The sequence below is a fragment of the Prevotella sp. oral taxon 376 genome, assembly GCF_003043945.1.
Classification (GTDB): domain Bacteria; phylum Bacteroidota; class Bacteroidia; order Bacteroidales; family Bacteroidaceae; genus Prevotella.
This window is the reverse complement of sequence record NZ_PYXG01000002.1, coordinates 401,736-428,213: the sequence shown is the minus strand read 5'-3', so window position 1 is coordinate 428,213 and position 26,478 is coordinate 401,736. Positions and strand designations below refer to the sequence as shown.

Below are 26,478 nucleotides of genomic sequence, written 5' to 3'. Positions count from 1 at the left end.
AGCCCGGATGACTGTCTCGGCGGAAACGGTGAAGGGTAAAGGCGAAAGCTCCTTAGAACGCCTGAAAAGTGCCTCTGCGGCAATCTCGGTTTTTTGAAAATTCAAAAAAGAGCCGTGTTAATGGCTTCCGGGCGTCCGGAACGCCCGTTTCCGGTTATAAAAAGCGGTAAACAGCCCGGCTTTTAGCCGTTGAAAGGAGGGTGAAAGGCCGCTGAAAGCCTTCCCGGAAGCCGCTTTTTGCCCGAATGGCCATGATTTTTTGCATAATATGCAATATGCTTGAAATTATGCAAAAACAGATTTTTACGAAAATGTTTTACATATAAAACAAAATAGGTGAAAAAGGCTTTTGCCCTTTCACCTATGCACCGGTAGGGATCTCAGTGTCTTATTTGTTCTTCAGCAAGTCTCGGATCTCGGTGAGCAGCTTCTCTTCAGCCGTGGGTTCCGGTGCTGGCGCGGGCGGTTCAGGTTCTTCCTTCTTGCGATTGAGCTTGCTGACGCCCTTAATCATGAGGAATATACAGAATGCGATAATCACAAAGTCAAGGATGTTCTGCAGGAAGTTGCCGTAAGTAATCTTGGCATCGCCCAGCGTAATTCCCAATGTCTTGAAGTCCACTCCCTTCAGAAGCATGCCGATGAGAGGCATGAGCACATCGTCTACCAGCGAGCTTACGATCTTGCCGAAGGCACCGCCGATGATAACACCTACTGCCATGTCCATGACATTGCCACGCATGGCGAATTCCTTGAATTCGTTCAGAAATTTCCTCATTTGTCCTTTTTATTTGAAAATTAAAAATCTATAGTTTTGCAACATCGAGTTATCAGACTTAGAATAGAATGCGGCCGATTTCAGCAAAAAATGTTGTTAGGGCGCGCATTTTATATAATTTAAGACTAAAACCGACTGCAAATATAGGAATTTTTTCGTAACTTTGCACAGCAAAAGGAAAAAAGATTAGTAAATCGATTCGATATTTTAACCCTTTAATAAATTTAAAAAAGTAAAATGACAAATGTAGCTATTAACGGCTTTGGCCGTATCGGTCGTCTCGCATTCCGTCAGATGTTCGAGGCTGAAGGTTATGAGGTTGTTGCCATCAACGACCTGACAAGTCCAAAGATGCTCGCTCACCTCTTGAAGTATGACACCGCCCAGGGTGGTTTCGCCGGCAAGTACGGCGAAGGCAAGCACACCGTAGACTATAAGGATGCTGTTCTCGCAGAGGATGGCAAGACCGTCGTAACTCCAGGTTCTATCATCGTTGACGGTAAGGAGATTACCATTTATGCAAAGCCAAACGCTGCAGAGCTTCCTTGGGGTAAGCTCGATGTAGATGTTGTACTTGAGTGCACGGGCTTCTATACCTCTAAAGCCAAGGCTTCTGCCCACATTCAGGCTGGCGCCAAGAAGGTGGTGATCTCTGCTCCAGCAGGCAACGATCTGCCTACCATCGTTTACAACACCAACCACAAGACCCTGACTCCTGCCGACACGGTGATTTCCGCCGCGTCTTGCACGACGAACTGCTTGGCTCCCATGGCCGCTGCGCTGAACGCGTATGCCCCTATCCAGTCAGGTATCATGTCTACCATCCACGCTTATACCGGCGATCAGATGATTCTTGACGGCCCGCAGCGCAAGGGAGACCTTCGTCGTTCGCGCGCAGGCGCTTGCAACATCGTTCCTAACTCAACGGGTGCAGCCAAGGCCATCGGTCTTGTTATCCCTGAGCTGAACGGTAAGTTGATCGGTTCCGCACAGCGTGTTCCGACTCCTACAGGTTCTACCACGATCCTTATCGCTGTCGTTAAGGGCAAGGATGTAACCGTAGAAGGCATCAACGCGGCCATGAAGGCTGCTGCCAACGAGAGCTTCGGCTACAATGAGGACCAGATTGTTTCTTCCGATGTCATCGGTATGAAGTTCGGTTCTCTCTTTGATGCAACCCAGACAATGGTAAGCAAGATGGACGACGACACCTATCAGGTACAGGTTGTTTCTTGGTATGACAACGAGAACTCCTACACCTCTCAGATGGTTCGTACCATTAAGTACCTCGCTGAACTGAAGTAATACGGCTACAAGCTAAAGACTTTATAGGAATCGTCCGGCTGATGCCGGGCGGTTCTTTTTTTGTAGATACCACCTCTTCCCATTCATTCCGTTTCCGGATTTGGTGGTTTGGGATAATTTATTTATATTTGCGGCATGAATGAGATGATAACGATACTCGGCCCTACCGCCAGCGGGAAGACCTCGCTTGCCACGGCCTTGGCCGCCCGGATGGGAGGTGCCGAGATTATCAGCGCCGACTCCCGGCAGGTCTATCGCGGCATGGATATCGGCACGGGGAAGGATCTCGCCGACTATGAGACGGCCGAAGGGAAGATACCTTATCATCTCATTGACATCGCGGAGCCGGGGACGAAGTATAATCTCTATGAATATCAGAGGGATTTCCGTGCCGTCTATGAGGATATCAGGAAGCGGGGAAAGCATCCGATACTTTGTGGGGGGACGGGCCTTTATATCGAGGCCGTGTTGAAGGGGTATCAACTTTCGCCCGTGCCCCAGAATGCAAGTCTGAGGAAAACCTTGGAGGGGCAGTCTCTGGAAGCATTGACTGTGGTGCTGAAAGACCTGAAGGCGAAGACCGGGAGCAAAATGCACAACAAGACAGATGTGGATTCCTGCCAGCGGGCAATCCGTGCCATCGAGATAGAGACCTATAATCTCGAGCACCCGATGCCCTTGCGCGAGATGCCTCCGGTAGATTCTCTCGTCATTGGGGTGAATATTGACCGGGACTTAAGACGGGAGAAGATTACGCATCGCTTAAGGAAAAGGCTGGAAACGGGTATGATTGAGGAAGTTAAGGGCTTGTTGGACAGGGGAATACCTGCCGAAGATTTGATATATTACGGGCTTGAGTACAGGTATGTTACGGAGTATGTCATCGGGAGGACTACCTACGACCAGATGTTCAGAAACCTTGAGATAGCCATTCATCAGTTTGCGAAGCGGCAGATGACATGGTTTCGCGGCATGGAGCGCAGGGGCTTCACCATCCATTGGATAGACGCGATGCTTCCGCTGGAAACAAAGATAAGACAAATATTAGCATTATGGCAGTAAACGAAAATAAATGGGGCATCCTCTATTGCCCGAAGAATTCATTTCGCCCGCAGAAGCGATGGGAGAATATCGAGCGGGTGCTTCGCAGTGAGCACATCGATTTCGACTATGTGCAGAGCGAAAATATGGGCAGCGTGGAGCGGCTCGTTAAGATGATGATTAACAATGGCTATCGCACTCTGATAATAGTAGGTGGCGACTCGGCACTGAATGATGCGGTGAATTGTCTGATGCAAACGGAGAAAGAAGTGCGCGACCAGATTGCGTTGGGGGTGATTCCCAACGGCATGATGAACGATTTTGCCCATTTCTGGGGATTTCAGGAAGGGGAGACGGAGAAGTCGGTCAAATGGTTGAAAGAACATCGTGTGAGGAAGATAGACCTTGGCCGGATCAATTATAAGAACAAGCACGGAGAGGCCTGTCATCGTTATTTCCTGAATTGCGTCAATATTGGTCTGATAGCAACGATCATGAACCTGCGTCGTCAGACCCGCCATGCCGTAGGGTCGAGAACGATCAGCTATGTGATTTCCTTTATCCTGATGATATTCCAGCGACTGGAGTATAAGATGCATCTGAAGATAAATGGCGAGAGCATCAACCGCAAGGTGATGACGGTCTGCGTGGGAAATGCCCTCGGATATGGGCAGACGCCGAATGCTGTCCCTTATAACGGACTGCTTGATGTGAGCGTGGTCTATCATCCGGAGATGGCACAGCTGATAGAGGGGATTTACCTTTTTGTCAGAGGAAAGTTCCTGAACCACAGGAGTGTGCATCCCTATCGCACGAAGGAAGTGCAGGTGCAGAATGCGGAGAAGGCCTTGGTTGGCATCGACGGGCGGCTTCTCAATTCCCCGGTAGGCGAATACACGATCAGGGTAGAGCAGGAAGTTATCAATTTCCTGATACCAGTATAGGATATCGGTTACTCTGGTTGCAAAATATTAGAAAGTCCCTCGATGGAGAAGGACTTTCTTTTTCTTTCCCCGATAAACTTATAGTTTGGAGAAAATTCTCAAATTCTTTCTTTTCTCGATGTATAGCCCGCCTCCTACTTTTATAATTCCTTTGTCGGTTTTGTTTTGTAAGACACTAAATATTTGTTTTGAGAAAAATAGTTAGAAATTATTTGGTTTTATATTTATTTTTTTGTAATTTTGAAGCAAGAATGATATAGCGACAGAACATGTCGATATATCTATTCTGATGCTATCTTACATAACTAAATCTTACATATAACCTATGAGCTATCTTAAATTCGAAAAAGCCCTGATGACCAACTTGGAGGAGGCTCTGCCTAAGGAACTGCTTCGTACCAATCGATCGGGTGCCTACTCATGCTCTTCGATAGTGGATTGCAACACGAGGAAATATCATGGCCTGCTCGTCGTTCCTGTGCCTAATCTGGATGATGACAACCATGTGCTCCTTTCTTCGCTCGATGTAACCGTTATCCAGCATGGAGCAGAGTTCAACCTCGGCCTTCACAAGTATCAGGGCGACAATTTCAGTCCTAAAGGACATAAATACATCCGCGAGTTTGATTGCGACAAAGTCCCGACCACGCTTTACCGTGTGGGAGGCGTGATTTTGAAAAAGGAAGTGGTGTTCCAACATTATGAAGACAGAATCCTCATCCGCTATACACTGGAGGATGCACATTCTGCAACGACACTTCGCTTCCGCCCGTTCCTGGCGTTTAGGAGCGTTCGCCAGTTTACACATGAAAACTCAGTGGCATCACGCGACTATTCACCTGTTGACAATGGCATTAAGACTTGTATGTATGCAGGTTACCCAGACCTTTATATGCAGTTCTCGAAGAAGAACGGGTTCGTCTTCCAGCCCGACTGGTATCGCGGCATAGAGTATCCGAAGGAACAGCAGCGTGGTTATGCTTCTAACGAAGATCTTTATGTTCCGGGATATTTCGAGATGAATATCCGCAAGGGTGAGAGCGTTGTCTTCTCGGCTGCCGTTTCAGAGATCAAGACCACTGGCTTGAAAAAACTCTTTCAGGCGGAGGTGGATGAGCGCACTCCTCGTGATAACTTCTTCCATTGTCTGGTAAATGCGGCTCATCAATTCCGCATTCACGAGAAAAACGACGACCGCTACATCCTCGCCGGATATCCATGGTTTAAGAGTCGTGCGCGCGATACATTCATTTCACTTCCCGGGCTTACGCTTTCCATAGAAGAAGATGACTATTATGACTTGGTCATGCAGACGGCTTCCGTCGCATTGCGAGAGTTCATGGAGGGAAAGCCTGTTAGCAAGAAGATTTATGAGATCGAGAAGCCAGATGTTCCACTCTGGGCGGTATGGTGTATCCAACAGTATGCCCGTGAATGTGGTCGTCAGCAATGTTTCGATAAATATGGTCAATTGCTTATGGAGATCATGCGGTATATTGAAAACAGCAAACATCCCAATCTTGATCTTCAGGAGAATGGACTTCTTTATGCTTCCGGTGGCAAGGAAGAACCCATCACATGGATGAACTCTGCGTCAAACGGGCGCCCAGTTGTTCCGCGTAATGGATACATTGTCGAGTTTAATGCTTTATGGTATAATGCCTTGATGTTTACGGCCTCGATAGCTCGTGACCGAAAGGACGATAAATATGCCGACCATCTGGAGGAAATTGCCGCAAAATGCAAGCAATCGTTTTTGGAAACTTTTCTCAATGAGTATGGATATCTATATGACTATGTAGATGGTATGATGGTAGACTGGAGCGTTCGGCCGAATATGATATTTCCTGTCGCATTTGATTATTCACCGTTGGATCAGCAACAGAAAAAGAACATCATTGATATTTGTACCCGAGAATTGCTAACTCCTAAAGGACTGCGCTCGCTCTCCCCGAAGAGCGGCGGTTACAATCCCATGTATGTGGGGCCGCAGAATCAGCGCGACTTTGCTTATCATCAGGGTACGGCCTGGCCTTGGTTGGGTGGTTTCTACATGGAAGCCTGCCTGAAACTCTATAAGCGTACGCGTCTGAGCTTTGTTGAGCGCCAGATGGTAGGATATGAGGATGAGATGTTCTATCATTGTTTGGGCACTTTGCCAGAACTCTTCGATGGGAATCCACCATTCAGGGGGCGCGGGGCAATCTCATATACGATGAATGTGGCTGAAGTGCTTCGTACACTTGAGCTGCTTGAAAAATATACATATTAAATAAGGAGGGCATCACCATGAAAGTTTTAATGTTTGGATGGGAGTATCCTCCTCATGTATATGGCGGTTTGGCAACGGCCAATTATGGCATCTCACAGGGATTGCATGCCTTGGGCAAGGTGGAGACAATCTTGTGCCTGCCTAAACCTTTCGGCGATGAAGACCGATCGGCAGCGAATTTGGTGGCGATGAACTGCGTGCCCATAACCTATCGGGATATTGACTATGACTACCTAAAGAGCCGTATAGGGAAAATCATGGAACCGGAGCTTTATTATCAACTTCGCGACCACATCTATGGTGATTTCAATTATATGCATGTTAATGACTTGGGTGCTATGGAGTTTGCAGGCGGCTATCCTAAGAACCTACATGAAGAAATCAATAACTACTCTGTAATTGCCGGCGTGGTAGCCCGTACCTTTGATTACGATATTATCCATGCCCATGACTGGCTCACTTATCCTGCTGGCATTCATGCAAAGCATGTTTCCGGAAAATCATTGTGCATTCATGTTCATGCTACTGATTTCGACCGCAGCCGCGGTCATGTAAATCCAACCGTCTATAGCATTGAGAAGGATGGTATGGACAATGCGGACTGCATTATGTGCGTGAGTGAGTTGACTCGTCAGACCGTTATAAATCAGTATCACCAGGATCCACGCAAGTGCTTCACGGTGCATAATGCCGTGTATCCGCTCCGCCAGGAATTGCAGGATATTCCTCGCCCGGATCATACGGGAAAGGAAAAAGTTGTTACTTTCCTTGGACGCCTGACAATGCAGAAGGGTCCAGAATACTTTGTCGAAGCAGCGAACATGGTGCTCCACCGCACGCGCAATGTTCGCTTTTGTATGGCAGGTTCAGGAGACATGATGGATCAGATGATTTATCTGGCAGCCGAACGGGGTATAGCCGATAGGTTTCATTTCCCAGGTTTTATGCGAGGAAAACAAGTTTACGAATGCCTGAAAGACTCTGATGTGTATGTAATGCCGTCTGTGAGTGAGCCTTTTGGAATTTCTCCTTTGGAAGCCATGCAATGTGGCACGCCATCGATTATCTCCAAACAAAGTGGATGCGCCGAGATTCTGAATAACTGTATAAAGGTAGATTACTGGGATATTCACGCAATGGCCGATGCGATTTATTCCATTTGCCATAACGAGAGCCTTTTCCGCTATCTGCAAGAAGAAGGGAAAAAGGAAGTCGACCAGATTACATGGGAGAAGGTAGGTGCCTGGATTTATAAACTTTATGAGCGCACACTCGGCTGGACATAGTGTTTAGGTAAAAGGCTGTAGGCAACCCGTATGAAAGGTTATCTTTTTCCGTATGGGAAACACGAAAAGGAGAGTAGAAAGTCATCTTTTAAAAAACAATTAATATAATAAGAATATGAAGACGATTTGTTTATATTTTGAGATACACCAGGTTATTCATCTGAGGCGATATCGCTTTTTTGATATCGGTACTGATCATTATTATTATGATGATTACGAGAATGAGCGTTCCATAACAGATATTGCGGAGCGTTCCTACATGCCGGCCTTGAATGCCATCGGCGAGATGATTAAGGAAAACGGAAAGGAATTCAAGGTGGCTTTCTCGCTATCGGGAGTGGGTATGGAGCAGTTAGAAATGCATGCTCCCCAAGTGCTTGAGAAGTTACAGGAGCTGAGCGAAACTGGATGTGTGGAGTTCCTCGCGGAGCCTTATTCCCATGGGCTTGCTTCATTAACCAACGAGGAGAGCTTTGCCGCGGAAGTTAAGCGTCAGATGGAAAAAGTCAAGGAGTATTTCGGTCATACTCCCCAGATCCTTCGTAATTCGGGACTTATCTATAGCGACGATATTGGTCTGCAGGCTTCCCAGTTAGGTTTCAAAGGAATGCTTACTGAAGGTGCAAAGCATGTATTAGGTTGGAAGTCTCCACATTATATCTATCATTCGGCTTTAGCTCCAAGTCTCAAGCTCTTGCTCCGCGATGTGAATTTGAGTGATGATATCTCACTACGCTTCAATAATAGCGACTGGGAAGGTTATCCTCTGTTTGCTGACAATTATATTCAGAAGATTGCGGATTGTCCAGAAGAAGAGCAGTTTTATGGCATTTTCATGAACTTGTATGCGCTCGGGATCTCCCAGCCTTTATCGAGCAATATCTTGGAATTCCTCAAAGCATTACCGGCATGTGCAAAGGCTAAGGGCATCACATTCTCCACCCCTACGGAGGTCTGCCTGAAGATGAAGAGTGCGGGTGCGCTCGATGTTCCAGATACGCTTTCGTGGATGGACGAGGAGCGTGATGTTTCCACATGGTTGGGCAACCCTATGCAGCGCGAGGCATTCAACAAACTCTATAGTGTAGCCGACCGTGTTCGTATTGCCAATGATCCCCGTATCAATCAGGATTGGGACTATTTGCAGGCTACCAACAATTTCCGTTTCATGACTACTAAGTCTTCCGGGGTGGGTATTGACCGTGGCATTTATACATCTCCGTTTGACGCGTTCACCAACTACATGAATATTCTGGGTGATTTCGTTACCCGAGTGAACAATCTTTATCCGGAAGATATAGATAACGACGAACTGGAAAGTTTGCTTACCACTATTAAAAATCAGGGCGACGAGATTGAAATGAAAGACAAGGAAATCACCCGTTTGCAAGCAAAGATAGAAAAGATTGAAACCGCGAGCGATAAACTTCGTGCCCAGATAGGGGGAAAACCGGCCTTGAAAAAGACTTCGCCGAAGAAAACCTCTTCAAAGAAATCCGAATGATTTTCGAAAGAATGACATCGAAAAGCAGCCCCGTCATATTGGAAGACGGGGTCTTTTTAATGAATTTCGTAACTTTTTATGTTAAAAATTTGCTTTTTTCAAAATTAAAATTTATATTTGAGGCATGTTTTTCATGGGTTTCGACATTTTCGAAACATTGAATTTGAGGTTGGTAGCATCCTGCGCCAACCTCTTTTCTTGTGAAGAATAGTAACTTTTATGTTAAAAATTTGGCCAAATCAAAGAAAACTTTTATATTTGCAACGAATATTAACAGTCTTCAAACAATAAATAGAAAGAAGCCTATCGCAAAACCTTTACTCCAATTTAAAAGTTAAAGGAAATGAGTATTTTCAGTAAGATGACCGACGAAGAGTTGGCTCTTTCTTATATTGACGGTAGCGTTGAGGCTTTCGATCTATTGTTGGAACGCAATAAAGCGAAGCTTTTTTCATACATTTTGTTTGTGGTCAGAGACCGCGAAAAAGCCAATGACATATTCCAGGATACTTTCGTTAAGGTCATCATCAAAATGCAGGAAGGCAAATATTCACCCACCGGGAAGTTTTCCGCATGGCTTATCCGTATAGCCCACAATGTCATAATGGACCTTTACCGTTCGCAACGAAACGAACATATGGTGGAGGCTAACGAAGACAATGACCTTTCGAATATCCGCGGAACGGAGTTGCTTGACGGCAATATAGAGAATGTGCATATAAGGGAAGAAGTCTCTGGCGATGTGCGGAGAATGATGGAAATGCTTCCAGAGACCCAGCGCGAGGTGGTGTTCATGCGTTTCTATCAGGAACTTTCTTTCAAGGAAATTGCCGAAATCACGAATGTGAGCATCAACACATCCCTTGGGCGCATGCGTTATGCCATCTTGAACCTTCGCAAAATGGCCAAGACCAATCACATCACCTTAATGTCCGATTAGAATCAGAGATTCTTTAGGGCGTGAATTGTAGCTATTGGATTGTTTGATCTGAATACATAGCTTCCGCTCACCAGCACATCGACTCCGGCCTCAACGAGGCGTGGGGCGGTTTCACTTTGCACCCCGCCGTCAACTTCAATGAGGGCCTTACTTCCGCTGTCAGCAATGAGTTTGCCCAGTCGTGCTATTTTGCCAATAGTATTCTCTATGAACTTCTGAGAGCTGAAGCCCGGATTGACACTCATCAGCAGCACCATGTCGATATCGTTGATTACATCTTCCAGGGTGTTTACTGGCGTGGAGGGGTTTAGTGCCACTCCTACTTTCATGCCCGCATTGCGTATGGCATGGATTGTGCGATTGAGGTGCAGGCAGGCTTCTTGATGGATAGTCATCATGTAGACTCCGGATTCTTTAGCTTCCTTGATATACTTTTCAGGCTGCACAATCATGAAATGGGTGTCAAGGGGCTTCTTGGATATCTTTGAAACAGCGGATAGTATGGGGAATCCAAACGATATATTCGGAACAAAGACACCGTCCATTACATCCATATGAAGCCAGTCGGCATCACTCTGGTTGATCATTTCCACCTCCTTTTGTATATTGAGGAAGTCGGCGGAGAGCAGAGAAGGGGATACCATTATTTTCTTCATGGCAGAGATTTTAGTTTAGACAATTGGACATATTATTCCCCTTTGCGTGAAGGGCATGATAGTTTCTTGCGAATTGCCGGATAAAACTCAGGGTCTTTTCAGACGGCTCCATTTCTTCTGGGGTAAAATACTTCATAGGCCATTCATCTGCTTTTGTGGTTGGTATACATTTAGAAAACGATGGAATCTGGGCTTTATTACATCATTCCTTGCATTTTTTCTATTTCCGTCGCATTAGCTGTGAGCCCTCTATAGCATATACCTTATTATAATAGGTATAGGAGGCGGAGGGGAAAACGAGGGAGAAGAGGAAGTCGCCCGGACATAAACAAATCGGCTGTCAGCCGTTATTCGTTTGACAATTTCGCCGATATTGTCTGACGAAATCGGCGAAATTGAAGGACGAAATCGGCGATTTTGTCGCACGAAGTCGCCGATATTGCCAAGCGGGAAGCAACAGGAAGTCTATGAAAGTTTTTAGGGAAGGCTTTGGATAATCCAAAAGGAAGCCTTATCTTTGCAACTACTTTGGGCATTATAAATGAATATGACTATGTTGATAAAGGTTTGCGGCATGCGAGAATCCGAGAATATCCGCGAAGTTGCGGTACTGGGTGTCGATATGATAGGCTTTGTTTTCTGGCCTCAGAGTCCCCGATATGTGCAGATGATCAGTGCCCAGGCAGGTATCATTCCCGATTATAGCGAGGAGCGTCTTCGCCGGAGCCAAGGAGAATATGGCGCAACAGCGGATTCTAAGACTCAACCTAAGCGGGTGGGGGTGTTTGTTGATGATATGCCCCAGAATATCGTTACACGCGTATTTAATTATAGCCTCGATTATATTCAATTGCATGGAGACGAGCCCCGAGAGACTTGTGAGAACCTGCGCCTTACGCTTGACCCCGACATTCGTCCCGGTATAAAGATTATTAAGACCATCCGTGTCTCTGGCGTTGGGGACTTCAAGAAGTGCAGAGCTTACAGAGGTGCCGTAGACATGTTCCTTTTTGATATCAAACGCAAGGCTATAGATGGAAGCGGTGAGCATTTCGACTGGTCTGTGCTCCGGCAGTATGACGGTGATATTCCGTTTTTTCTGAGTGGGGGCATAGGTCCTGACGATGCTGGGAGCGTGAGGGCTTTGACTCATCCGATGTTTGCGGGTATTGATTTGAATAGTCGTTTTGAGGTAAAGCCTGGCGTAAAGGATGTTATGAAATTGCGCAGATTCATTCAGGAGGTCAGGGAGAAATAAAGTCATTCACACAAAAAGATGACAGGTAAGGCACGCGTCGTTGTCAAAACCGGGTTCAGTCGGCATGGCGTGGCTATGTCGGGCGTGTGCGTTTTTATGGATATGCACCATGGAATACTTATGAGCAAGACGGATGTTGAGCGACGGCATACCAGTGTGGAGCGCATGGGGATGCCGGATGCCACCATCTGTCCGGCTACCATCGTTATCCGCTTCCCATACGGGAGATGCCTTTCGGTAAAAATGAAGGTGGCGATAAAATCCGTAAAAGTGGTAATATGAGATATTGAAAAACTTGCTATCTTTGACCCAGAATCAATTCGTAACTTTAAAGAGGATGTCGTAATGGAAACAAAACTATCTTTCGTTTTTCCCGGACAGACAATGGTGTTGTTTGGTGCCGGTCAGTTGAATAGTCTGCATACCCTGCCCATGCCGGGCAAAAAGGCTCTGCTCGTAATTTCAAATGGTAAGTCAACCCGCGTGAACGGTTATCTCGACCGCACCCTGAATGAGCTGCGGGAGGCTGGAGTAGAGGCAGTGGTGTTTGATAAGATTCAGGCCAACCCCGTGAAGGAGAGCGTAGAAGAAGGAGCGAAGGTAGCCAACGAGAACGGCTGCGACTTCGTGGTGGCTCTTGGCGGTGGCTCCGTCATGGATGCGGCCAAGGTGATGGCGATCAATGCGACCAATTCCGGCGATCTCTGGGACTACGCGACGGGCCGTACCGGAAAGGGAAAGCACGCCGTGAACGCACCGCTTCCCTGGATCGCCATTACCACCACGGCAGGAACAGGGTCGGAAGTCGATTGCGCGGGAGTCATCACCAATCCGGAGACCCATGAGAAACTGGGCCTCGGCGACCCGCGTGCCTTTGCCGTCTATGCCATTGTAGACCCGGAGCTCATGGTGAGTGTACCTCCTCGGTTCACTGCCTATCAAGGCTTTGACGCACTCTTCCACAGTCTGGAGGGTTATGTGAGCAATCGCTCAAACCTCTATTCCGATATGGTCCAGGAGGCGGCTATCACCAATATCGGCAAGTATCTGCCAATAGCCTGCCGAGATGGTAAGAATATGGAGGCCCGTGCCCGAGTGGCCTTTGCCAACACCATGAGCGGCTATTCCATGGATACCAGCGCCTGCACGGCGGAGCACAGCATAGAGCACGCATTGAGTGCCTATCACGAGCAGTTGCCTCACGGGGCAGGCCTGATTATGATTTCAAGGGCCTACTTTACCACGGTGATGAACAAGCATGTATGCGATGACCGATTCGTGAATATGGCCAAGATGCTTGGTAAGGCTGACGCGGAGAAGCCGGAAGACTTTATCACGGCACTTGTAGAGCTGCAGCGTGCTTGTGGGGTTGACGGTCTGAAGATGAGCGACTATGGCATCACCCCCGCGGAGTTTGACACCATGGCAAGCAACGCCCTCGAGGTGATGGGCGGATTGGTAGCGTGCGACCGCCAACCACTTAGGCATGATGAGATCGTGGAGATTCTGAAGTTGTCGTATAAGTAATTCTCTTTTTATATATAATATAATGGAAGGGAGCCTGCAGGGGGCTTTTCGCTGAATTACCAGCCGTTAGTAACGACATTACTAACGGCTGGTAATCGTGTTACAAGCTGCTTGTAACAATGATGGAAGAACCCTTGGCATGCTTTCTCTCCTGCATCCCAAATTTGTTTTATGGGCATTTCTCTCTTCTTTATACTGCCGTTCGGGGCTTCTTAATCCATGGGAATGCCTTGTAAAAGGGAAATCCAGAGAGCAGAATCCACGCCTATTCTCCCTTTTTGAAAAAGGCCACGAAATCTTTGTGGTTCTCGCAAATATTATGTAAATTTGCCCACATTATTAACGACAATATATGAAAATTGGAGATAAAGTAAGTTTCCTGTCAGAAAAGGGTGGGGGTGTCGTTGCCGGTTTTCAAGGCAAGAACATCGTTCTCGTGGAAGATGAGGATGGGTTTCAGATACCTACGCCCATTACGGAGGTTGTCGTAGTCGCCGCGGGCCAGGACTATGAGACAAGCCGTATCGTGGCTCAGAAGCAAGAGGGTGCCCCCGAGAGGCGGAAAGGCGTGAGTATTCGCCAGCTGATGAAACAAGGGCAGGATGAGGAAGTTGACATGGCGGTGGAGGATACCGTCGACCTCGAAAAGCCCCTCACCTTTATGGCGCCCGTGGAAGAGCGACAGGGAGGAAATCAGCTTAGCTGTTTTCTTGCCTTCGTCCCCATAGATATCAAGGAGGTTACAAACACCCGTTTTGAGGTCTACTTCGTGAATGACAGCAACTATTTCGTACAATATGCTTATATGACAGCCGAAGGCTCCTCGTGGACATTGCGCTCGCGGGCGGAGGTAAAGCCAAACACCAAGTTCTATATAGAGGAAATCGGTCGTGAGAGCCTTAACGAAATGCTGCATCTGGCCGTGCAGATGCTTGCCTATAAAAAAGACAGGCCTTTTGCCCAGAAGCCGCCCATAGAGGTGCAATTGCGGCTGGATCCGGTGAAATTCTATAAGCTGCATACTTTTCAGGACAATCAGTTTTTCGACACCCCGGCCTTGCTTTATGCCATTGTTGAGAACGATCGACAGGTTCGCCCTCTCTTCGTGGATGCCAAAGCCTTGAAACAAGAAATGTATAAGCAGCCCGAAGAGGGGAAAAAGGCCATTGAGAGGCGTCCGGACGACAAGGACACTTTAGTGGTAGACTTACATATCGATCAACTTTTGGACAGTACTGAGGGCATGAAGCATCAGGATATCCTGCAGTATCAGTTGAAGAAGTTCCGCGAAGTGCTCGAGAAAAACAAAGACAGGCATGGCAAGAAGATCATTTTCATTCATGGAAAAGGTGAGGGAGTGCTGCGTCATGCCATTATCAATGAACTCACTTATCGCTATAGGCGCTGTCAGTATCAGGATGCGTCGTTCCAGGAATATGGCTATGGTGCCACACAGGTTATAATAAGATAATATAGATAAGCCAAATATATGAAGTACGGATTTATCAAGGTAGCAGCGGCAGTGCCTTCGGTGAAGGTGGCCGATTGCCAGTATAATGTGAAAGAAATAGAGAAGCTCATCATTCAGGCCGAGGGCAAGGGTGTCGAAATCGTCGTGTTCCCGGAATTGTCGTTGACCAGTTATACCTGTCAGGATCTCTTTCGGCAGAAGTTGCTGCTCGACGCATCGGAAGATGCCGTACTGGAGTTGCTTGATTTTACCCGTTCGCTGGGCGTTATCAGCATTGTCGGACTTCCCGTGATAGCAGGCGATCTCTTGCTCAATTGTGCCATCGTGATTCAAAAAGGTCAGATTCTCGGCATTGTGGCTAAGGAATATTTGCCAAACTACGGTGAGTTTTATGAGAAGCGTTGGTTCGCTTCATGCCAAGATCTTAAGGAACAGGACATTCATTTTGCCGGGAATCAAGTGCATATCACATCCTCCCCACAAATATTTGAAACCTTCCAAGGCGTGAAATTCGGCATTGAGATTTGTGAGGATGTGTGGGCTCCGACACCTCCGAGCAATCATTTGGCCCTTGCCGGTGCCGACCTCATCTTCAACCTTTCGGCAAGCGATGAACTGAATGGTAAGCACTCTTATCTGAAAGGACTCCTTGCCCAGCAGAGTGCCCGCACCATTACAGGCTATGTCTATTCCAGCGCAGGCTTTGGGGAAAGCACACAGGATCTTGTCTATAGCGGAAAAGCTCTTATCTTTGAGAATGGAACTTTGCTTTCTGAAGGCGACAGATTCTCTATGGATAGCCAATTGGTGGTTAATCAGGTGGATGTGGAGCGGCTTCGTACGGAACGCGTGAACAACACGACTTATGTGAATGCACAGCGCCGTATGCTGAAAGAGGATGTGAAACATATCCATGCGCGCTTTATCGAAGAGCGCGACTTTGTTTTAGAACGCTATGTAAATCCTCATCCTCTTATCCCCTCTGACACGCAGATGCAGACCACTTGTGAAGAAATCTTCAATATACAAGTCATGGGACTTGCCAAACGGCTGGTGCATACCCATATCAAGAAGGTCGTTTTAGGTATCAGTGGAGGATTGGATTCTACTTTGGCGTTGTTAGTATGCGTTCGCACTTTTGACAAGATGAAGCTCAATCGTAAAGGTATCATAGGCGCTACGATGCCGGGATTTGGGACAACGGACCGCACCCATGCCAATGCTGTCAATCTGATGGCGGGCCTTGGTATTACAACTCGTGAGGTCAATATCGTAAAGAGCGTGCAGCAGCATTTCGAGGATATTGCTCAAGACCCGGCGCTCCATGATACAACTTATGAAAATGCACAGGCTCGCGAACGCACCCAGATTCTCATGGATCTGAGCAATAAAGAGAAAGCTCTGGTTATCGGCACGGGAGATCTCTCGGAGCTGGCTTTGGGCTGGTGCACCTATAACGGCGACCATATGAGCATGTATGGGGTAAATGTGAGTGTACCCAAGACACTTGTAGAGCATCTTATCCGCTATGTGGCAACCACCGCGAGCGAGGCTACCGCAAAAACTCTGCTCGATATTGTGGATACTCCGATCTCTCCAGAACTTATCCCTGCTGATGTAAATGGACAGATTAAGCAGAAGACAGAGGATATTGTGGGGCCATATGAGCTTCATGACTTCTTCATTTATTATTTCTTACGTCATGGCTTCCGTCCTGCGAAGATATTCCTATTAGCCCAGAAAGCATTTAAAGGAGAATATGAAGACGAAGTTATAAAACATTGGTTGTCAGTATTCTGTAGAAGATTTTTCAGCCAACAATTTAAGCGTTCTTGCTTGCCGGACGGTCCAAAAGTGGGAAGTGTGAGTCTGAGTCCTCGAGGAGATTGGCGTATGCCCAGCGATGCGGCTAATACATTATGGCAGAATGAGGTGGAGGCGCTATAAATAAGCGGCGGCCTTCTTTTAGGAATAAAAAGAATTGTGTAAATGAGGGAACCGGCTAATTGCAGTTCCCTCGTTGTCTTAAGAAATCTTGTGAATTATGAAAGGATTTATTTTATCCTTCTCAGGAACTCTTCTGCTTTTTGCAAGTCTTCCGGGGTGTCAATGCCTATAGTTTCTACATCAGTAACACTCACCTTGATGCGGTATCCATTTTGAAGCCAGCGAAGCTGTTCGAGGCTTTCCGCTTTTTCAAGGGATGACTGGGGCAATTGTGTGATCTCGTGGAGCACTTCGTTTCGGTAGGCGTAAATGCCCAAGTGTTTTAGGAAAGGGTATTTATTCAGCCATTCAGACTTGTCTGCACCGCGGACGAAAGGAATTACCGAGCGGCTGAAGTACATTGCATATCCATGGTTATCTACCACAATCTTAGGAGAATTCGGGTTCTCCGCAGCTTCCATCGTGGAAAACGGTTTCCCCAAGGTGGCGATTTGGGTATCAGGATCTTTGAAACATGCACATAAAGCCTCTATCTGATTTTGTTGGATGAAGGGCTCATCCCCTTGGATATTAACTACGACATCGAAGTCTCCACCGATTTTCTCAATGGCTTCTTCTATGCGGTCGGTACCACTTTGATGATCAGGACGCGTCATGATGGCCTTACCTTTAAACCCCATTACCGTGTCATATATTCTCTGGTCGTCAGTGGCTATATATGCATTGTCAAGAACGCATGTTACTTGCTCGTAAACTCTCTGTATCACAGGTTTGCCGCCGAGTATGGCGAGGGGTTTACCGGGAAAGCGTGTCGATGCATAGCGTGCGGGAATAATCGCAATGAATTTTGTCATGATTTGTTATGGATTATTTCTGCAAAGATACTAAAATTTACTAATACATTTTGAATTATCGATGTTTTTTGCTAATTTTGAGCATTGAATATTAAATTTTGAATTTGTGAAAATTAGGATATTAGCATATATACTTCTTTCCCTGCCTTTGAGCATCCATGCTCAGAAGATAACCTTGGGCTCATGTGTAACACATGACGGGGGCACTTACAAAGGAGAGTTGATGAATGGGAAACCGCATGGAAAGGGCATTACTGTTTTTGAGAATGGTGATACTTTTGAGGGTGAATATGTGAAAGGATGGCGACAGGGATATGGCGTCTATTCTTTTTCGGATGGGGAGAAATATGAAGGTCAGTGGTATCAAGATCAACAGCATGGGCATGGTACTTATTATTTCATGAATAACAATAAGTATGTAGGTCTCTGGTACCGAGACTATCAGCAAGACCATGGTGTCATGCATTATTACAATGGCGATAGGTATGATGGAAACTGGGATCACGATAAGCGGTCCGGTAAAGGAAAGTATACTTATGCTAATGGCGCATATTATAATGGTCAATGGAAGGATGACAAAAAATCGGGCAAAGGTTTCTTTGATTGGGGGGATGGAACCACCTATGATGGGATGTGGGCGAATAACCAGCGTTCCGGAAAAGGAACATTCAAGTATGCTGATGGCGATTCCTATATAGGAGATTGGAAAGATGACATTCAAAACGGGAAGGGCATCTATAAGTTTCAGAATGGTGATTACTATGAAGGCGACTATGTGCAAGGTGAGCGAACCGGAGTTGGTATATTCCGTTATGCGAACGGAGACAAGTATCAGGGCCAGTTTCTCGAGGGAGAGAAAAACGGGCAGGGAACTTATCTCTGGCGGAACGGCGATAGCTATACGGGCAGCTGGAAAGCAGATATGCAAGATGGGCATGGTAAGCTTGTGAAAAAGGCAGGTGATGTATTTGAAGGAAATTTCAAGGCTGGCAAAGTAGAGGGTGAGGTTGTTATCCATTTTGCTGACGGTAGCAAGTTCAAGGGCTCTTATAAAAACGGTATGCGCCAAGGACCAGCCATAGAGGAAGACAAGGACGGCAAGCGTTTCGAAGGTAGATATGATCATGATGAGCGTACAGGCAAGTTCGTAGAGAAAGATCGCAACGGTCAGATCACCGCTCGTGGTCATTATGAGCATGGGCGCAGAATTATCGATTAATTAATATAGAGATATCATGATCATTGACACGCTTGATAATCTGGAGAAGTATATAGGCTTGAATCCTCTGGTTGGGAAGGTGCTGGAATTTATCAATACGCATGATTTGAAGGATTTACCAGTAGGACATTATGTCTTAAAGGATGATGAACTTCTTCTGAATATAGACCTGAGCAAAGGCAAGAGCCGTTCAAATGCATTTCTGGAGTTTCACCGCAAGATGATAGATGTTCAGATTCCTTTCGAGGAGGAAGAATACGGGTGGTGTCCAATAGGAGCTGTACCGCAAGGAAGCTATGACATGGCTCGTGATATTGGCTTTGCACCGACAATAAAGCCACGGCAATATGTAAGATGCGAACCAGGAATGTTTATCATGTTTGCTCCTCAGGATGCGCATGCTCCCCTTATCACGGAGGCAGAAGAAATTAAGAAAGCAATATTCAAAATTAAAGTATAAATATTATGGCTGCTACACATAAAGTTACCAAGCAGGTTAAGAAGTCTGCGAAACATATAGGACTGGTGAAGAATGATCCCTATCTCGAGCCTTTCGAAGACGCCATCCGTGGACGGCATGAGCATGCTATGTGGAAGATGAACGAACTTGCCCAGAATGACAAGCGGTCTCTCTCTGAGTTTGCCAATGGCTATGCTTATTATGGTCTGCACCGCTTGCCTAAGGGGTGGGTCTTTCGGGAATGGGCGCCCAATGCCACAGAGATTTATCTTGTGGGAGACTTCAATGATTGGAAGGAAGAAGAAGCATATCGTTGCAAGCGCATCCAAGATACGGCTAACTGGGAACTTAAACTGCCGTCCAAGGCAATGAAGCATGGCGACCTTTACAAAATGCATGTGTATTGGAATGGTGGAAACGGAGAGCGCATTCCTGCATGGGCACAGCGTGTCGTCCAAGACGAACAGACTAAGATATTCTCCGCACAGGTCTGGAATCCGTTGCATCCCTATATGTGGAAGAAAGACAAGTTCAAGCCAAAGGTGAATCCGCTGCTTATCTATGAATGCCATATTGGCATGGCTCAAGATGCAGAGAAAGTGGGAACCTATCGTGAATTCAAGGACAATATATTACCCAGAGTTATCAGGGCTGGCTATAATTGCATTCAGATTATGGCCATTCAAGAGCACCCTTATTATGGAAGTTTTGGTTATCATGTAAGCTCGTTTTTCGCACCTTCATCCCGTTTCGGTACTCCCGAAGAACTGAAGGAACTTATTGACACGGCCCATCAGAATGGGATTGCTGTCATTATGGATATTGTACATTCCCATGCCGTGAAGAACGAGGTGGAAGGCTTGGGAAATCTTGCAGGCGATCCGAATCAGTATTTTTGTCCAGGGGAGCGCCACGAACATCCGGCCTGGGACTCTCTTTGCTTTGACTATGGAAAGAATGAGGTTATACATTTTCTCCTGAGTAATTGCAAATACTGGCTTGAGGAGTATCATTTCGATGGCTTCCGATTCGACGGAGTTACTTCTATGCTCTATTATAGCCATGGCCTTGGGGAGGCTTTCACGAACTATGGAGATTATTTCAATGGGCATGAGGATGATAATGCCATTTGTTATCTGACGCTTGCGAACAAACTCATCCACGAGGTAAACCCCAATGCCATTACCATTGCGGAAGAAGTGAGTGGCATGCCGGGGCTTGCGGCTAAGTTTGAAGACGGTGGTTACGGATTTAACTATCGGATGGCCATGAATATCCCCGACTTCTGGATTAAGACCATTAAGGAATTAAAAGATGAAGACTGGAAACCGAGTAGCATCTTCTGGGAAGTAAAGAATCGTCGTACAGATGAGAAGACCATTTCTTATTGTGAGTCTCACGATCAGGCCCTTGTGGGTGATAAGACTATCATATTCCGTCTGATAGATGCTGACATGTATTGGCATTTTAAGAAGGGAGATGAGAATGATGTCGCTAACCGCGGTATTGCGTTGCACAAAATGATTCGACTCGTAACGGCTTCTGCCATTAATGGTGGTTATTTGAACTTTATGGGGAATGAATTCGGGCATCCGGAATGGATAGACTTCCCCCGTGAGGGTAATGGCTGGAGTTACAAATATGCCCGTCGGCAATGGCATCTCGTAGACGATAAATCTTTGGATTATCAATATCTTGGTGATTTTGACCGTGCGATGTTGAAGGTTTTAAAGAGCGAAAAAGATTTTAACAAAACACCCGTTGTGGAGATATGGCACAATGACGGAGATCAGGTGCTTGCATTTATGCGAGGTAATCTGATTTTTGTATTTAATTTTTCACCGAACCGCTCATTTACCGATTACGGTTTTTTGGTGCCTACAGGGTCTTATGATGTGGTCTTGAATACTGATGCCAAAGACTTTGGGGGAAATGGCTTGTCGGATGATAGTATAACGCATTTTACCAATTATGATCCCCTTTATGTGAAAGACCGAAAGGAATGGTTGAAGCTCTATATTCCCGCACGGTCTGCCGTGGTTTTAAAAAAGAATTAGGTTAAATGGTAAAAATAATGAAGAATGGCGCCATGCTCATGAAGATGGTGTGTGCTATTCTGTTTTTGATTTTCACATTCTGCTTTCTTTATTGTTATCAGGCAGACATCCTTACCGTTGCGCAGCATGTGCTTTCTAAGGGGCAGACACATTATAACCGTACGATAGGCGCCGTGCTCATTACCATAGTGCTGTATCTCTTACAGTTAGGTGTCTGTTCCTTCACGAAGCTTGATCACCGTACCCATGCCTTGACTTATTTTCCTTCATTGCTCATCCTTGCTACGATCACGGATATTAACACGGATATAGATCGAGGTCTTTCGTTGGGTGTCTGGTTGTGGATATTTCCACTTCTTATTCTTTTATATGTTGTATGGGTATGGCTATCAAGGAGATTCCTGCCCTATGAGCCAGGTGCCAATTCATCAGATAGGCCCTTACGCATGATGTGGATAAATGTCCTCCTCATGGCTCTTATGTTTTTTCTTGTTGGATTGGTTAGTAATCACAACGATGTGTTCCATTACCGTATGCATGCGGAGAATGCCATGTTACATAATGATTTCAAAGAGGCCTCATCAGTGGGGCAGAAATCTCAGGCAACAGACTCTTCCCTTACAATGATTCGTGCCTATGCATTAGGTCGGCAGGGATTGTTAGGAGACCGGTTCTTCGAATATTCACTGATGGGAACATCAAGGGTGTTGCTTCCGGATGGAGTTACTACCAAACTGTTGCTCTATCCAGAGGAAAAGTTCTACAAAAGTCTTGGGGTGGTACTTCTGCCGAGGAAGGATCCTATGGGGTATCTTGAGTTTGTCAACAAGCATCGTTTAGGAACTCGGATGGCCGCAGACTATCTTCTTATTGGCTATCTTTTAGATCGCAGGCTGGATGCCTTTGCCTATGCTATTACACAGTATTATGATGTGTCGAAAGACCTTCCCATACACTATTGTGAGGCTTTGGTATTATATAACCATATGCACTCCAATCCTTATGTAGAGTATCATAACAATGTGGTTGAAGCAGACTATAAGGACTTTGTGAGACTTTCGCGTTCAGAAAAGCGGCCAACAGCGAGGCAGGCTGTGCTTAAAAGGACTTTTGGCGATACCTATTGGTATTATTATTTTAAGAGATAAGAACAAAGAGCCCCCCTTTGCTAAAAGCAAAGGAGAGCTCGTGACAGGATTTTAATAAGAGGATCTTCTTAATAATTCTTGTCTTTCACCTCTTTTAATGCATTTACCCAGTCGGTATCGAGTGAAAACTGAGTCAGGAACTTGTCGTTGTCTACATATCCGTAGATAATGTCCTTGTCCACATCATGAAAGAGGATGTTATGGGTAGTAGCACTTTTATACCTGGCCATGATAATTTCCCGTTGTGATTTTTTTTTCTCGGTGGAGAGACGATTGATATAACGGTTTACAAAGTCTATCATGGCATCTGCCTGCTGGCCCAGCTGATAAGTAGTAAAGTTTGGGCTCTCAGCCGCTTTCATGATGATATAATAGATGGCGTCCCATTTGAAAGTGGCAACTTTTCGGGCATCAAGGCTTTTGGAAACATCATTCTTGATGGCTTCCTCTTGTTGCATGATGCGTCTTACCTCTTTGTAAATCTCTTGCGACGACGCCGTGAGCGTAAATGCGAACATCAGCATCAATGATAAAGCAATTTTCTTCATGTTCTTATAATTCATATTTTCTTAATTGATTATTTATTGTTTAATTCGACCAGAATTCTTTTTGGCAAAGTCTTTCCAACTGCCATAGTGGTGTTCTGGAAGCGGTGCGTTACTTTGCAGGAAATGGCAATAGGCAGCTCCCAAAGCGTCAGTAGCATCCATGAACTTCGGCATTTCCTTTTCCTCGAGTTTCAAGAGTCGCTTCAGCATGCCCGCAACCTGCTCTTTACTTGCGCTTCCGTTTCCTGTGATGGCCATTTTAATTTTTAGGGGAGCATACTCATGGATGGGAATATCATGATGTATGGCAGCCGCGATGGCCACCCCCTGAGCTCTTCCTAATTTCAGCATGGACTGTACATTCTTGCCGAAGAATGGAGCCTCAATGGCCATCTCATCCGGCAGAAACTCATCGATAATGCCTGTAATGCGATCGAAAACCTTGCCCAACCGGAGATAAGGGTCGCTCATCCTCCGCATATCGATGACGCCCATAGCCACCATTTCCGCCTTGTTACCAATTGCGTTGATGACTCCATATCCCATAATATTGGTTCCAGGGTCGATTCCAAGTATGATCTTCTCTGTTTTTATCATCTGTCCATATACGGATTAGTAGCAAGTTCCAGTCCTATTGTCGTCGGATTTCCGTGTCCGGGATAGACTTTTGTCTCGTCGGGAAGCTGTCCGATTATCCTCAGACTCTGCATCATCTGGAACATCGAGCCACCGGCAAAGTCAGTTCTTCCGATAGAGCCCCTGAAGAGAGTGTCTCCGGAAAAGGCCACATTTTCTTCCTTACAATAGAAAAATATGCTCCCACGAGAGTGTCCCGGTGTTTCAATGATGGTGAAAGTATGACTTCCAAATGATATTCTGTCCGTTGCGTCCAGATATTTCCCCACGGGCGGCATGTCATATTCTATGACAATCCCTGCAATTGCCTGGGCCTGTTCGGGAAGTTCTTCCATCAGATATTGATCGTCCTTGTGGACTTTGGGCTCTAATTCAAATTCCTGATAAATGGTGTTGTTGCCAAAGTTATGGTCTATGTGTCCGTGAGTAGCAATGAGGTGTTTGGGAGTGAGTTTGTTTTCATGAATGTAATCCACGATGTCCTTTCGCTCTTCATACGAGAAAGCCCCGCAGTCGATGATTACGCATTCTTTGCTTTCATCATTGACCACATAGCAGTTTTCCTGCAACATGTTGCATGTAAATCGTTCTATTTTCAGCATGGAATATAGATAACATTCTTTTCTTTGAACCATTCCTCGCCAAACCATTCAGATAGGGGCATTACATCTGCAATCTTTTTGAAAGATCTCAATTCGCTTTCCAGATTGCCTCCCTTCAATGTGATGATGCCGTTAGGCAAGGCATTCTTGTTCTCTTTGTCGATATTTTTACGCACAATCTTTATGAGGTCGGGTAGGGGCATTACCGCGCGACTGACTACAAAGTCGAACTTTCCTTTCTCGTCTTCCCCTCTCAGATGTTCTGCCACTACATTTTTGAGTCCGATGGCATTGGCAACTTCTGTGGCAACACGGATTTTCTTGCCTGTTCCGTCTATTAATTTGAACTGGCATTCAGGAAACATGATGGCAAGCGGAATACCGGGAAAGCCTCCTCCTGTCCCAATATCAAGAATTCGGGTACCGTCCTTGAAGCGAATGGCTTCGGCAATTGCCAGCGAATGAAGCACATGATGCTCGTAAAGATTGTCGATGTCTTTTCGGGAGATCACATTTATCTTGCTGTTCCAATCACGGTATAAGGCGCCCAATTCCTCAATTTGTTGCCTCTGGACATCAGTGAGATGTGGGAAATATTTTACTATTATTTGCATAATCTCTTAATTGCTATTCCGTATTCACGGGATTTCTCCGTTCTTTTAACATCGTTGGCCCCTTTGTGCCAAAACATGCTTGTCCCATTCAAAAGTAATATATTTCATGCAAAGTTACGATAAAAATTCGTAACTTTGTACCTATATAGTATTATTTAAGGTAAAAATGATAAAAGCAGCTCTTTTCGATTTAGACGGGGTGGTATTTGATACGGAGCCACAGTATACGAAATTCTGGAATGAGGAAGGCAAGCATTATTTCCCCGACGAGCCGGATTTTGCGTATAAGATAAAGGGCAGGACGCTCGTAGAGATTTTTGATCTTTATTTCCAAGACTTTAAAGCCGACCAGCCGAAATTGGTCGAGCACATTGCTGAGTTTGAAAGCCATATGAGTTTTGAGTATGTCCCGGGATTCCCGGAATTTGTCTCGGAGCTCAGAAAAATGGGATTGAGAATCGCTATCGTTACGAGTAGCGACCTGTCGAAGATGCAGAAAGTTTACCAGGCGCATCCGGAATTCAGGCCTCTGGTCGACAAGGTGTTGACCGCGGAGGATTTCAGCAAGAGCAAGCCGGACCCTGATTGCTATCTTAAGGGGGTTGAATCCTTTGGCCTTTATCCGGAGGACTGTGTCGGGTTTGAGGATAGCTTCAACGGCTTGAAGGCCGTCAGGGCGGCCGATATGCTAACGATAGGTCTGGCAACGACCAATTCAGAGGAGTCCATTCGTCGTTATTCTGACTTTGTGATAAAAGACTACACCAACTGGAAAGCGGAGATTGGTCAGCTTTTCGGTCTCTGACGGTGTTTGCTGATTGGCCCGGGGCAATCTTGGTCAGGCATGGATTGGTTGATGGAAAAATAAAGACCTCCCGTGAGAAGAGAACTCAAGGGAGGTCTTTCCATGTTTTGCCCTTCGCGCCGGAACGGAGTCCAGCCAGGCATCATGCTATTTTGCTTCTTCCATATTGCCTTCCACATAAAGGCGGGTCATTTCAGTCTTGCCGTTGCAACGGATGGTGATAGACTTCTTGAAATGGCCGGGGAACTTGCCCGTACCATTATATTTCACCTTGATCTCACCCTTCTCACCAGGTTTGATCGGTTGCTTGGTAAAAGTAGGTACGGTGCATCCACAGCTTGCAATCGCCTGATTGATGATCAGTGGAGCACTACCCACATTGGTAAAGGTGAATGTTGCGGTTTGTATGGGGTCCTTTTCGCTGAAAGTCCCGAAGTTATGCGTGATCTTGTCAAACTTGATTTCAGCCTGATTGCCTTGTGCCTGCATCGAGAGGCAAGCCACGAGCCACATAGCTATCATTAAAATCTTTTTCATATTCTTTCGTCTTTAAATCGTTGCAAAGATACTAAAAGTTTCAATATCTCCTGCTTTTCGCCCGATATT

Annotated in this window: 25 protein-coding genes; 17 read left to right on the top strand and 8 right to left on the bottom strand. The window is 46.0% G+C overall.

What is annotated here, in order from left to right; translation table 11 throughout:
* Positions 1-388: 388 nt before the first annotated feature.
* Complete coding sequence (gene mscL / locus C7120_RS11300) at positions 389-778, bottom strand: large conductance mechanosensitive channel protein MscL (protein ID WP_107621772.1); 390 nt, start codon at positions 776-778, stop codon at positions 389-391.
* Between the two features lie 237 nt (positions 779-1,015).
* Between mscL and gap the strand changes: the two genes are divergently transcribed.
* From gap to C7120_RS11265, 7 genes are all read left to right on the top strand, one after another.
* Entirely contained in the window at positions 1,016-2,083 is a 1,068-nt protein-coding gene (gene gap / locus C7120_RS11295) for a type I glyceraldehyde-3-phosphate dehydrogenase (protein ID WP_107621771.1), read from the top strand.
* Between the two features lie 144 nt (positions 2,084-2,227).
* On the top strand, positions 2,228-3,145 hold the full coding sequence (gene miaA, locus C7120_RS11290; RefSeq protein ID WP_107621949.1) for a tRNA (adenosine(37)-N6)-dimethylallyltransferase MiaA: 918 nt from the start codon (positions 2,228-2,230) through the stop codon (positions 3,143-3,145).
* Complete coding sequence (locus C7120_RS11285; protein ID WP_107621770.1) at positions 3,136-4,068, top strand: diacylglycerol kinase family protein; 933 nt, start codon at positions 3,136-3,138, stop codon at positions 4,066-4,068. The genes miaA and C7120_RS11285 overlap by 10 nt, the downstream gene beginning before the upstream one ends.
* Positions 4,069-4,393: 325 nt before the next feature.
* Positions 4,394-6,340: a glycogen debranching enzyme N-terminal domain-containing protein gene (locus C7120_RS11280; protein ID WP_107621769.1), complete on the top strand. Its 1,947-nt coding sequence runs from the start codon at positions 4,394-4,396 to the stop codon at positions 6,338-6,340.
* A 17-nt stretch (positions 6,341-6,357) separates the two neighbouring features.
* Complete coding sequence (locus tag C7120_RS11275; RefSeq protein ID WP_107621768.1) at positions 6,358-7,626, top strand: glycosyltransferase family 4 protein; 1,269 nt, start codon at positions 6,358-6,360, stop codon at positions 7,624-7,626.
* Between the two features lie 115 nt (positions 7,627-7,741).
* Positions 7,742-9,130 (top strand): glycoside hydrolase family 57 protein, encoded by a 1,389-nt coding sequence (locus C7120_RS11270; protein WP_107621767.1) that lies wholly within the window; start codon positions 7,742-7,744, stop codon positions 9,128-9,130.
* Positions 9,131-9,473: 343 nt separating this feature from the next.
* On the top strand, positions 9,474-10,070 hold the full coding sequence (locus C7120_RS11265; protein ID WP_107621766.1) for a sigma-70 family RNA polymerase sigma factor: 597 nt from the start codon (positions 9,474-9,476) through the stop codon (positions 10,068-10,070).
* Positions 10,071-10,072: 2 nt separating this feature from the next.
* On the opposite strand, the gene rpe is transcribed toward C7120_RS11265, so the two are convergent.
* Complete coding sequence (rpe, locus tag C7120_RS11260) at positions 10,073-10,726, bottom strand: ribulose-phosphate 3-epimerase (RefSeq protein ID WP_107621765.1); 654 nt, start codon at positions 10,724-10,726, stop codon at positions 10,073-10,075.
* A 553-nt stretch (positions 10,727-11,279) separates the two neighbouring features.
* Here rpe and C7120_RS11255 point away from each other — a divergent pair.
* From C7120_RS11255 to C7120_RS11240, 5 genes are all read left to right on the top strand, one after another.
* Positions 11,280-11,984 carry a phosphoribosylanthranilate isomerase gene (locus C7120_RS11255; protein ID WP_107621948.1) on the top strand — a complete coding sequence of 235 codons (705 nt, stop codon included), beginning with the start codon at positions 11,280-11,282 and terminating at the stop codon, positions 11,982-11,984.
* 18 nt (positions 11,985-12,002) lie between these two features.
* Positions 12,003-12,266 (top strand): hypothetical protein, encoded by a 264-nt coding sequence (locus tag C7120_RS13820; RefSeq protein WP_146154262.1) that lies wholly within the window; start codon positions 12,003-12,005, stop codon positions 12,264-12,266.
* 63 nt (positions 12,267-12,329) lie between these two features.
* Positions 12,330-13,511 carry an iron-containing alcohol dehydrogenase gene (locus C7120_RS11250; protein WP_107621764.1) on the top strand — a complete coding sequence of 394 codons (1,182 nt, stop codon included), beginning with the start codon at positions 12,330-12,332 and terminating at the stop codon, positions 13,509-13,511.
* Positions 13,512-13,863: 352 nt separating this feature from the next.
* Positions 13,864-14,982, top strand: coding sequence for a DUF2027 domain-containing protein (locus C7120_RS11245; RefSeq protein WP_107621763.1), 1,119 nt, complete (start codon positions 13,864-13,866; stop codon positions 14,980-14,982).
* A gap of 18 nt (positions 14,983-15,000) precedes the next feature.
* Entirely contained in the window at positions 15,001-16,929 is a 1,929-nt protein-coding gene (locus tag C7120_RS11240; protein WP_107621762.1) for an NAD(+) synthase, read from the top strand.
* A gap of 107 nt (positions 16,930-17,036) precedes the next feature.
* Here C7120_RS11240 and kdsB read toward each other — a convergent pair whose 3' ends face one another.
* A complete protein-coding gene (gene kdsB, locus C7120_RS11235) occupies positions 17,037-17,783 on the bottom strand; it encodes a 3-deoxy-manno-octulosonate cytidylyltransferase (protein WP_107621761.1) in 747 nt (248 codons plus the stop codon).
* Positions 17,784-17,889: 106 nt separating this feature from the next.
* On the opposite strand from kdsB, the gene C7120_RS11230 reads away from it, so the two are divergent.
* Genes C7120_RS11230 through C7120_RS11215 form a run of 4 tightly spaced genes read left to right on the top strand, consistent with a single transcriptional unit; the run spans position 17,890 to position 22,667 of the window.
* Complete coding sequence (locus C7120_RS11230) at positions 17,890-19,002, top strand: phosphatidylinositol-4-phosphate 5-kinase (RefSeq protein ID WP_233247097.1); 1,113 nt, start codon at positions 17,890-17,892, stop codon at positions 19,000-19,002.
* Positions 19,003-19,018: 16 nt separating this feature from the next.
* Complete coding sequence (locus C7120_RS11225) at positions 19,019-19,462, top strand: YhcH/YjgK/YiaL family protein (RefSeq protein ID WP_107621760.1); 444 nt, start codon at positions 19,019-19,021, stop codon at positions 19,460-19,462.
* A gap of 5 nt (positions 19,463-19,467) precedes the next feature.
* Entirely contained in the window at positions 19,468-21,519 is a 2,052-nt protein-coding gene (locus C7120_RS11220) for an alpha amylase C-terminal domain-containing protein (RefSeq protein WP_107621759.1), read from the top strand.
* A 5-nt stretch (positions 21,520-21,524) separates the two neighbouring features.
* Positions 21,525-22,667, top strand: coding sequence for a DUF6057 family protein (locus C7120_RS11215; protein WP_107621758.1), 1,143 nt, complete (start codon positions 21,525-21,527; stop codon positions 22,665-22,667).
* A 68-nt stretch (positions 22,668-22,735) separates the two neighbouring features.
* Here C7120_RS11215 and C7120_RS11210 read toward each other — a convergent pair whose 3' ends face one another.
* The 4 genes from C7120_RS11210 to rsmG are packed head-to-tail and all read right to left on the bottom strand — an operon-like array spanning position 22,736 to position 25,070.
* Complete coding sequence (locus C7120_RS11210; protein WP_233247096.1) at positions 22,736-23,230, bottom strand: hypothetical protein; 495 nt, start codon at positions 23,228-23,230, stop codon at positions 22,736-22,738.
* 18 nt (positions 23,231-23,248) lie between these two features.
* Positions 23,249-23,812 (bottom strand): crossover junction endodeoxyribonuclease RuvC, encoded by a 564-nt coding sequence (gene ruvC / locus C7120_RS11205; RefSeq protein ID WP_107621757.1) that lies wholly within the window; start codon positions 23,810-23,812, stop codon positions 23,249-23,251.
* Positions 23,809-24,453, bottom strand: a complete 645-nt coding sequence (locus tag C7120_RS11200; protein ID WP_107621756.1) for an MBL fold metallo-hydrolase — start codon at positions 24,451-24,453, stop codon at positions 23,809-23,811. Before C7120_RS11200 ends, ruvC begins: the two co-directional genes overlap by 4 nt.
* Positions 24,447-25,070, bottom strand: a complete 624-nt coding sequence (rsmG, locus tag C7120_RS11195) for a 16S rRNA (guanine(527)-N(7))-methyltransferase RsmG (protein WP_107621755.1) — start codon at positions 25,068-25,070, stop codon at positions 24,447-24,449. Before rsmG ends, C7120_RS11200 begins: the two co-directional genes overlap by 7 nt.
* 163 nt (positions 25,071-25,233) lie before the next feature.
* On the opposite strand from rsmG, the gene C7120_RS11190 reads away from it, so the two are divergent.
* A complete protein-coding gene (locus C7120_RS11190) occupies positions 25,234-25,872 on the top strand; it encodes an HAD family phosphatase (protein ID WP_107621754.1) in 639 nt (212 codons plus the stop codon).
* A gap of 147 nt (positions 25,873-26,019) precedes the next feature.
* Here the strand turns inward: C7120_RS11190 and C7120_RS11185 are convergent, their stop codons facing one another.
* Entirely contained in the window at positions 26,020-26,409 is a 390-nt protein-coding gene (locus C7120_RS11185) for a DUF1573 domain-containing protein (RefSeq protein WP_107621753.1), read from the bottom strand.
* Between the last annotated feature and the right edge of the window lie 69 nt (positions 26,410-26,478).